We start from the raw sequence: 8498 nt of genomic DNA on the forward strand, positions 1-8498 counted from the left end.
CGCGTGGTATTGATAGCGCGGATCGCTGCGTCCGTATCTGCATACGCCGTGAGTAATGCCTTTTTCGTCTCTGGAAACATCTGTAAAGCCTGTTCCAAAAACTCTACCCCAGACATTTGCGGCATTCTTTGGTCTACTAAAAACAATGCTACAGGCTCGTTTCGCAGTTTTAGCTGTTGCAGCGCCTCTAAAGCAACTGCCCCAGATTCCGCCCGTAAAACGCGGAAGCGATCGCCATATTCTCGTCGCAAGTCCCGCGCCACCGCTTGCAAAACTTCTGGATCGTCGTCAACTGTTAAAATGACAGGCTTGGTTGTCATGATTAGTAGTTAGGTAGTTAGGTAGTTGGTAGTTGGTAGTTGGTAGTTGGTAGTTGGCAAGAGGTCTTTTCACGCACCACGCACCACTCTTTACTGATAATTGTCAACTGATAACTGTCAACAGCCATTGCTTAGCTGCTTGCACGTCTTCTCCACTCAAGGCGTGTCCGCCAGGATGCCAAGTGAGGGTTACCTCAGCACCAGCGGTTTGCAATATTTTGACTAATCGTTCTGTTTCTTCTGAACTGACAATGGAATCGTTGCGTCCGGCTGCAATAAAAATGGAGATACCAGCAAGACTAGGTAGTTGTGACGGTTCGAGGGGAACCATCGGACGAAATAATACTGCTGCACTCAAGGTATATGGACGGAGTAACAACATACTGACAGCGATATTTGCTCCATTGGAATAGCCTACAGCAACAACTCGATCTGGTTCAAATCCGTAGCTGTCAGCAGCAGTGGCAACAAAGTTAGCAAGTTCGTGGGTGCGGAATTTTAAGTCTTCTGGATCGAATACTCCTTCAGCCAAGCGCCGGAAAAATCGCGGCATTCCATTTTCTAAAACTTGACCGCGTGGGCTGAGTATTCCTGCATCTGGGATTAATTCTTCCCCCAGCCAAAGTAAATCGGTTTCATCGCCTCCTGTTCCATGTAGCAGTAGCAAGGTGTAAGGTATATTTGGCTCGGCAGCAGGGATAAAACGGTGAGTAAATCCGAGTTGGGTTTGAGGGCGGTCGCTGCTACTAATCGGAGAAGTACCTGTCTGGGGTAGATATAGTGATGGCAAAATTGCTTCGATTCGCTGCCGCTTCTTTTCCAACCAAGGAGGTAGCATTAGGTGAGTTCCCAGTTCTGCTGCTGCTTCATCAACGGTAAAACCTGGGGCATCTGTAGCTAATTCAAAAATAATTCCCCCTGGTTCTTGAAAGTAAATTGAGTGGAAATATTGACGATCCAAGACTGGGGTAACGTTAAATCCTAAATTAGCGATCGCACTTCTCCAAGCTGCTTGTTCCTCATCGTTACGAGTCCGCCACGCTACATGATGGACTGTCCCCACTGCTACCGCACCTTTCCAAAAATCTGGCGCACACCTGACATCGACAATTTTTCCCGATCCTCCTGCCCCAATTTGGTAGCGAAATATGTTCCCTTCTTGTTGCTGAAAATTCCACCCCATCGTTTCTGTCAGTAACTTTGCTGTCAGTTCGTAGCCATCCTCACATAGCATGACTGTATGAATTCCACGGATCGCATGTTCTGCTGGAATACCGCTAGTAGACCAAGGAGATGAAGTTTGAGGATTGGCTGTAGCTACTAGTTCTAACATCAATCCATCTGGGTCTTTAAAACTCAAGACAGACTCGCCAAACCGTTCTTCAGGTCTTTCATAGCGGATGCCATATTTAATACAACGTTCGATCCAATAACCTAACGATGCTTGGGGAATGGCAAAGGATACGATCGTCGCTTGTCCCGTTCCTTGGCGACCTTTAGGCGCATCAGACCAGACGAAAAACGTCATAATCGTACCAGGTCGTCCTAATTCATCGCCGTAATAGAAATGGTATGTTTCAGGATCGTCGAAATTGACGGTAACTTTGACTAGACGCAGCCCCAAAAAACCAGCGTAGAAGTTGAGATTTTTCTGTGGGTCTGAGGCGATCGCAGTCACATGGTGAATTCCCAGGATTTCTTGGCTCATGTCGTTTCCCTGCTTGCTGTGAGGACACTATGACCAGCCCGTACACTGTGTTTCTGAGTTTTCTATATAGTTTTCAAACTCTTAAGAGTACCTATTTAGTTATTTCCGCCACTAAAATCGAACAGCGCAGACTCATGCAAATTACTTAATTTATACCTTGTTTTTCATCTAAATTGTCTGCCTAATATATTTTGCCAGGTCTACCATAAAATCCTAAAAAAGTAAAGTCTTTATGAGAGAGGCAATTGAATTATGGTAAGTTTCAATCGAATTGATGTTGCAGTTAGCGAACATATGGGAGCAGTCCGAGTACCAGTTAAGCTTACGAATGCTGTTGATGAAATCTTAGTTAATCGAGGATTACTTAATCCAAATCAGTTGCGCGTGTGTGAAACTGAAGCACTAGTAGACACTGGTGCAGTTCGTACAGTCGTATCTCAAGCTATAGTACAAGAACTGGGCTTAAAAGTTCGCGCTCAGCAGCTTGCTAAATATGCTGATGGTAGAGAGGAAATGGTAGGACTTACTGAACCTGTAATTATCGAAATTATGGGGCGAGAAACAACCGAAGCAGTGTTAGTAACTGGGGATGAAGTCTTAATTGGTCAAACTGTATTAGAAACATTAGATTTACTAGTAGACTGTAAAAATCAGCGTTTAATTCCCAATCCTGCTCATCCCGACCAACCTGTTTTTCGGATCTAATTCAGTTATCAGTTATCAGTTATCAGCTAATTCCAACTTACGACTTACGACTTACGACTTACAACTTCCCATTACCCATTACCACGCCAATGAACCAATATATCGTTATCTTTGATGGCAATTGCAATCTTTGTACTACTCTGGTTCAATTATTAGAAAAACTAGACCAAGGACAAAAATTTCGCTATATATCCATGCAAGATGAAACTGCCTTGCAACAGTGGGGGATTACATCTCAAGATTGCGAACTAGGGATGATTTTAATTGATGCTAATACTCCCAATCGTCGTTGGCAAGGTACAGCTGCCGCTGAAGAAATTGGAAGACTATTACCGATGGGTGAAATATTTGTCAATGCTTATCGTTCTCTACCTGGCTTAAAATGGATGGGCGATCGCACTTACGAACAAATCCGCGACAACCGCTACACTCTATTTGGCAAACGCGATACGACATATCAGACAGTATATGCTGCCGATTGTGGCTGCGCTTCTGAGGCAAAGAAGTCACGCACCACGCACCACTGATAACTGACAACTGATAGCTAGTCGCTGCTCCCTGCTCCCTGCTCCCTGCTCCCTTGACTATTAAACACTTCCATGATCTTGCGGCAAATCTGCTTTAACTTGTCGCTGGATTCTGGTTTGGGTTTTGTTTCGCCTTCACAACGCCATTCCTCAACAGTAGAAAATTGCCACTGTTTGCCACGATGATCGAACCCAGCAGCCTCCACGCCGATGCAACGCCGGACATCGCTGATGGGATCTTGATAAAACCGAATTTGAATTAGGATACTGCGACTCTGAAACGATTTACTCCAACCAGGAAAATGAAAGCCAATATCGATCGAGTCAGGATCGACTAACTCTAGTGTTTCTGGATCGTTCGTCCAAGGTTTGAGATCGGCTCTAATTTCAGGAAACTCTGCTTTGAGTAAATTCACCACCGTAGCAATCTTACTTGTAAACTCTAGATTAATCGCTTGCTCGGCTGCATTCACGCGAAACACTCCTGTAGATTGAAATATAGATGAGAGAAGTTAGGACAGCAAGATTTCTTGAAAGCTCGCTGCTATTGGTAACTAATTTTAACAATTACCTGAGTGCTTACTTGCAGTAGTTTTTGATACAGAATTTGTTATTCGTCATTTGTCATTGGTCATTTGTGAATTGCCAAAGACAGCTATCAAGTCAACTCTGATAAGTTATGTATAGTTTCTAGGAGTGTTGATTTAGCGTTAGCGTTGAGCGATCGACCGATCGCTAGATTGTACTGAAGATAAATTTAAGAAAATAATTTATTTTCTAGATAAATGCTTAATCCTAATTCGTGAATTTCAGTATGTTTCCAATTTAAATTTAATGGAGAAATCTTTTATCAAAAGTGTGTGTCTGAGCATGGGCGAGCATTGCTTACTTTACTACCTAACTACACTCTAACTGCACTCTGACAAATGACCGTTGACCTTAGTAAGTCGTAAGTCGTAAGTTGTAAGTTGTAAGTCAAAAGTGACTCACTACTCACAAATGACCAATGACCAATGACCAATGACCAATGACCAATGACAACAAACTATAAAACCCGTAGGTAATTTAAGTTACCTACGGGTTTATGCTTAATGATAATTACTTAAGTATAGTATTAGAGCTAGAGATATTTGGTTTGGTGTCAAGTAAACTCTTTGTTGTTTACTCTATATAAAGTGTAAAACTTAGTCTATCTTGCTGTCATCAAGAAATGATGAAGATGCACCACTATACTTTAAAGAAATGATGTTTTCTACTCGGTCAAGGCTAGAAGAGTTGAGAGTCGGGTGGAATGCGCTACCGAAAGCGCTTCGTCTTGCCATCTTCGCCATTATTGGTTTTTTGCTAATCTTGATGCTGACGCTGCTAGGAGTGCTACTCAACAGAGAGCCAATGATGCAACCTGCACCAACCCAGTTACTGACAGAGCCATTTTTACAACTACCAACAGCCAACTCTGTACAGGTAGTGTGGTTTACAGAATTTGCAGGTAGTCAGCACGCAGTTACTTATGGTGCAGGACTGAAACAAACTGCGATCGCCTCTACAGTTAAACTCAGCCGCACGCGAGAAGATCGAGAGTCCCATGTCGGCGCACAAGCTGAAACCGGACAATACCAAAACATCAAACTGCGAGATATCTGGCGACACGAAGCAAAAGTGACGGGGTTAAGTGCTGGGGTGCGCGTCCCCTATCGCGTGTCTAGCGTGCGTGAAGATGGCACGACAGTCAGTAGCGGTGAATATACCCTTGCTTCCCTGCCTGAATCTGGAACGCCACTCAAAATTTTACTCACCTCGGATCATCAACTCAAACCGATGACAGCAGCAAACTTGCAAAAAGTGGTAGAGACGGTAGGGAGAGTAGATGGGGTTTTCTTTGCTGGAGACTTAATTAATATTCCCGATCGCGCTTCCGAATGGTTTGACGATCGGCGTGGCGGCGCGTTTTTTCCCTGCTTGCAAGGAAGGGCAAAATACGAGATTGCTAAAACAGTGTATCGCGGTGGGGCGATCGCTCAAAATGCTCCCATATTTCCCGCGATCGGCAATCATGAGGTAATGGGTAGATATGGTAGTGGCGATAGTTTAGGGGAAGAATTCGAGAATTCTATCCCGCGTGCGATCGCTAAAAAACTTGATTCCGAACAAACCGAAACTCAAACAGAACAATGGTTGAAGGATCGTTCCTTTAATACGAATACATACGAAGAAATTTTCACGCTTCCCGAAACGAGTCTAGGCGGAAAGACATATTACGCCATTACCTTTGGTGATGTGCGGTTAGTAGTACTGTACGTGACAAATATGTGGCGGTCTTACAATCACACTCCAGATGTAAGAGGAAAGTACCAAGAACGCCAACAAGATTTAGATCGCCCTGAAAAGTGGGGCTACGGACAAGTCATTTTTGGTGAAATTGCCAAAGGTAGTCCGCAATATAACTGGTTGGAAGCTGAACTCAAAAGCCAGGAGTTCCAACAAGCGAAATACAAAATTGTCATGTTTCACCATCCGCCCCATTCTTTAGGAGATAATATCGTTCCTGCTTATACCGATCCGGTACAAATTCGCGATCGCGCTGCGGATGGTAGCCTCAAAGCAGTGCGTTACGAATACCCTAGAGCAGCAGATTACATCATTCGCGATGTCGTACCTTTGTTAGAGACGGCTGGGGTGCAATTAGTTTTTTACGGACATTCTCACCTGTGGAATCGTTTTATTAGTAATAATGGCACGCACTTTTTAGAAACATCGAATGTTGGCAACACTTACGGTGCGGCTGTGGAAAATAAAAGGCGAAAAGTACCACCCGGCAATGATGAGGATTATATTGCGCTAGGCGATCCAAATGGGTTGCAACCTGTAGTACCGACAATTGCTCCTTTAGTAGGTGAAGACGGCGAACCACAGCCTTATATTGCCAGCAACGATATTACAGTTTTTAGTATTTTCAATACGGCAACAGGTACGATTAGCAGCTATCGATTTGACACGCGATCCCCGGGTTCAGATGTAGTTAAGTTTGATGAGTTTGCTTTGTAGAGACGTGTCATGAAACGTCTCTACATCTCTACATATATCAAAAATTATGGATACAAACCGCGATCGCTTAGTGCTTGAGCGACACGACCGACACCCAACATATAAGCAGCCCCTCTTAAGGATATTTCCATCTGCCGAGATTTTTGAGACACTTGCTGATATGCTTGCACCATCAAATGTTCTAGTTCTCGGTTGACGCGCTCCTCATCCCAAAATACATAAGAAAGCCCTTGCACCCATTCCAAATAACTCACCACGACTCCGCCAGCGTTTGCCAGAATATCGGGTAATACTGTTATTCCTCGCGCTTCTAATATGCGGTCTGCTTCTAGGGTTGTCGGTCCATTCGCTGCTTCTGCGACGATCGCAGCTTGAACTTGGTTAGCATTATCCTCAGTAATCTGATTTTCTAATGCAGCAGGAATCAGCACGTCGCAGGGTAAAGTTAGCAACTGAGCGTTACTAATTGGCATAGCGTTGGGAAAACCCTTCAAACTGCGGTGATTTTGAGCCGCAAAACTCTTAAGTGCGGGAACATCTAAACCATTCTCGGCGTACACTCCCCCAGCACCAGTAGAAACAGCAATGACTTTTGCCCCTGCTTGGTGGAGTAACAAAGCCGCCGCACCGCCAACATTCCCAAAACCTTGAATCGCAATTCGCGCTCCTGCCAAAGACTTACCCCGTTCGGCAAGTGCCTCTCGTACGGCAATCATCGTACCTCGTCCCGTTGCCATTTCCCGACCCCGCGATCCACCTATGGAAATCGGCTTTCCGGTCACGATTCCCGGTACGGCGTGACCGACGTTGACAGAATACGTATCCATCATCCACGCCATTTCCCGTGCGGAAGTCCCCATATCTGGGGCGGGAATATCTACAGATGGTCCAATATCCTTGATCAGTTCGCTCGTATAACGCCTGGTAATGCGTTCTAGTTCTCCCACACTATAGCGGCTAGGATCGATCGCAATTCCGCCTTTTGCTCCACCGTAGGGAATACCGAGCAAAGCGCATTTCCATGTCATCAACATTGCCAATGCCGAAACTTCTCGCAAGGTTACAGCCGGATGGTAACGAGTTCCACCTTTATAAGGTCCTAAAATATCACAATGCTGTACGCGATGCCCCGCTAACACTTGCACTTCGCCGCTATCGAGTTTAACTGGAATTGATACGGTGATAACTTTGCGCGGGTGACTCAGCATCACGAGTAGGTTTTGGTCTAACCTTAATTCTTTTGCTGCCTGTTCTAGATAGCTACAAGCTTGGTCGTAGGGGCAAATATGAGCCGGAGAGGGAGTTTCTAGCGGCAGTGGGGATGTAGAAACCATATTTTTTCCTCTATTTAGTTGCGATCGCCCGATTGCGATCGGATTATCTCTTAATCTACGTGAGTTCGACGAGTTAAAAAAGGGCAGGAGGTAGAGCAAGTAGCTCTTTTGGGTAAATGTCCAGCGACGGTTTTTTCTCCTGATAGGTGTAAGCAACTAATCCAGCCAGTAAATTGACCAGAAAGTTAAGTACACTACGATGCCTGCTATGCTCAATTTGGCAAATATTCTTGAGTTGGTCATTCACCGACTCAATGACAGCTCGCTTACGCAGTAGAATCTTGTCAATCAAGGGCATTAAGCGTGGTTTCATCTTGCGTTTGCAGCGAGTAATTAATTGCAGACCGCGCTCTTGGAGCTGCTCGAATAGAGGTTGTGAAATGTAGCCCTTGTCCCCAAACAGCTTGCCTATCAGGTTTTTGGTCAGGTCGGGAACGGGTTGTCGGTCATCCACATTGGCAGCAGTCAGCTTAAAGGCGAGTAATTCTCCCTTGTCGTTAATGACTAAATGCAACTTGAAACCATAATGCCAGCCGACGGAATTTTTTCCCCATCCCACATGTCCCTCAAACACTTTGTGAGCGCGTGCCCGACAGGGATGGCAAACCTGAATTGGTGTTGAATCAATGAAATTAATTCCGGTGATTTCGCCCGTGCGAGTGTACAAGTAGCAGCACAATGTCATCACACACCACGGCATCAACTCTATAAACCGACTATAACTGACTAGCCGAGGAAAGGCTTTGCGCCATCCTGGTAGGACTTGCTGGGTGTAAAAATCTTTAAATGTGCGATAACCAGAACCATGAAAAGCAATGACAATCGTCATCACTTCACTGGGATGCATTCGAGAGCAACT

The 8498-nt window shown here is 44.9% G+C and carries 8 protein-coding genes; 3 read left to right on the plus strand and 5 right to left on the minus strand.

What is annotated here, in order from left to right; translation table 11 throughout:
- Together ACRC32_RS16295 and ACRC32_RS16300 are read right to left on the minus strand one after the other, a co-directional pair.
- Positions 1-320 (minus strand): response regulator (locus tag ACRC32_RS16295; RefSeq protein WP_438554952.1); only part of this gene is annotated, 320 nt, incomplete at its 3' end.
- A gap of 103 nt (positions 321-423) precedes the next feature.
- Positions 424-2028, minus strand: coding sequence for a VOC family protein (locus ACRC32_RS16300; protein WP_438554953.1), 1605 nt, complete (start codon positions 2026-2028; stop codon positions 424-426).
- Positions 2029-2280: 252 nt separating this feature from the next.
- On the opposite strand from ACRC32_RS16300, the gene ACRC32_RS16305 reads away from it, so the two are divergent.
- Both ACRC32_RS16305 and ACRC32_RS16310 read left to right on the plus strand, forming a co-directional pair.
- Positions 2281-2733, plus strand: a complete 453-nt coding sequence (locus ACRC32_RS16305; RefSeq protein ID WP_438554954.1) for a clan AA aspartic protease — start codon at positions 2281-2283, stop codon at positions 2731-2733.
- An 89-nt stretch (positions 2734-2822) separates the two neighbouring features.
- Positions 2823-3260, plus strand: a complete 438-nt coding sequence (locus ACRC32_RS16310; protein ID WP_438554955.1) for a thiol-disulfide oxidoreductase DCC family protein — start codon at positions 2823-2825, stop codon at positions 3258-3260.
- Between the two features lie 17 nt (positions 3261-3277).
- On the opposite strand, the gene ACRC32_RS16315 is transcribed toward ACRC32_RS16310, so the two are convergent.
- Positions 3278-3733 (minus strand): hypothetical protein, encoded by a 456-nt coding sequence (locus ACRC32_RS16315; RefSeq protein ID WP_438554956.1) that lies wholly within the window; start codon positions 3731-3733, stop codon positions 3278-3280.
- Between the two features lie 769 nt (positions 3734-4502).
- On the opposite strand from ACRC32_RS16315, the gene ACRC32_RS16320 reads away from it, so the two are divergent.
- Positions 4503-6305: a metallophosphoesterase family protein gene (locus ACRC32_RS16320; RefSeq protein ID WP_438554957.1), complete on the plus strand. Its 1803-nt coding sequence runs from the start codon at positions 4503-4505 to the stop codon at positions 6303-6305.
- 44 nt (positions 6306-6349) lie between these two features.
- On the opposite strand, the gene ACRC32_RS16325 is transcribed toward ACRC32_RS16320, so the two are convergent.
- The gene (locus ACRC32_RS16325; RefSeq protein WP_438554958.1) at positions 6350-7639 is read right to left on the minus strand and encodes a Glu/Leu/Phe/Val family dehydrogenase; all 1290 of its coding nucleotides are present in this window, start codon (positions 7637-7639) and stop codon (positions 6350-6352) included.
- A gap of 73 nt (positions 7640-7712) precedes the next feature.
- Positions 7713-8498, minus strand: a 786-nt coding sequence (locus tag ACRC32_RS16330; protein WP_438554959.1) for an IS982 family transposase, incomplete at its 5' end; no start/stop codon positions are given.

The organism is Chroococcidiopsis sp., assembly GCF_051657925.1.
GTDB lineage: Bacteria > Cyanobacteriota > Cyanobacteriia > Cyanobacteriales > Chroococcidiopsidaceae > Chroococcidiopsis.

Bases quoted from the DNA above. Each gene is read 5' to 3' on its own strand.
- ACRC32_RS16300 (WP_438554953.1), bottom strand. From the start codon at position 2,028: ATGAGCCAAGAAATCCTGGGAATTCACCATGTGACTGCGATCGCCTCA.
- ACRC32_RS16310 (WP_438554955.1), top strand. From the start codon at position 2,823: ATGAACCAATATATCGTTATCTTTGATGGCAATTGCAATCTTTGTACT.
- ACRC32_RS16320 (WP_438554957.1), top strand. From the start codon at position 4,503: ATGATGTTTTCTACTCGGTCAAGGCTAGAAGAGTTGAGAGTCGGGTGG.
- ACRC32_RS16325 (WP_438554958.1), bottom strand. From the start codon at position 7,639: ATGGTTTCTACATCCCCACTGCCGCTAGAAACTCCCTCTCCGGCTCAT.
- ACRC32_RS16305 (WP_438554954.1), top strand. From the start codon at position 2,281: ATGGTAAGTTTCAATCGAATTGATGTTGCAGTTAGCGAACATATGGGA.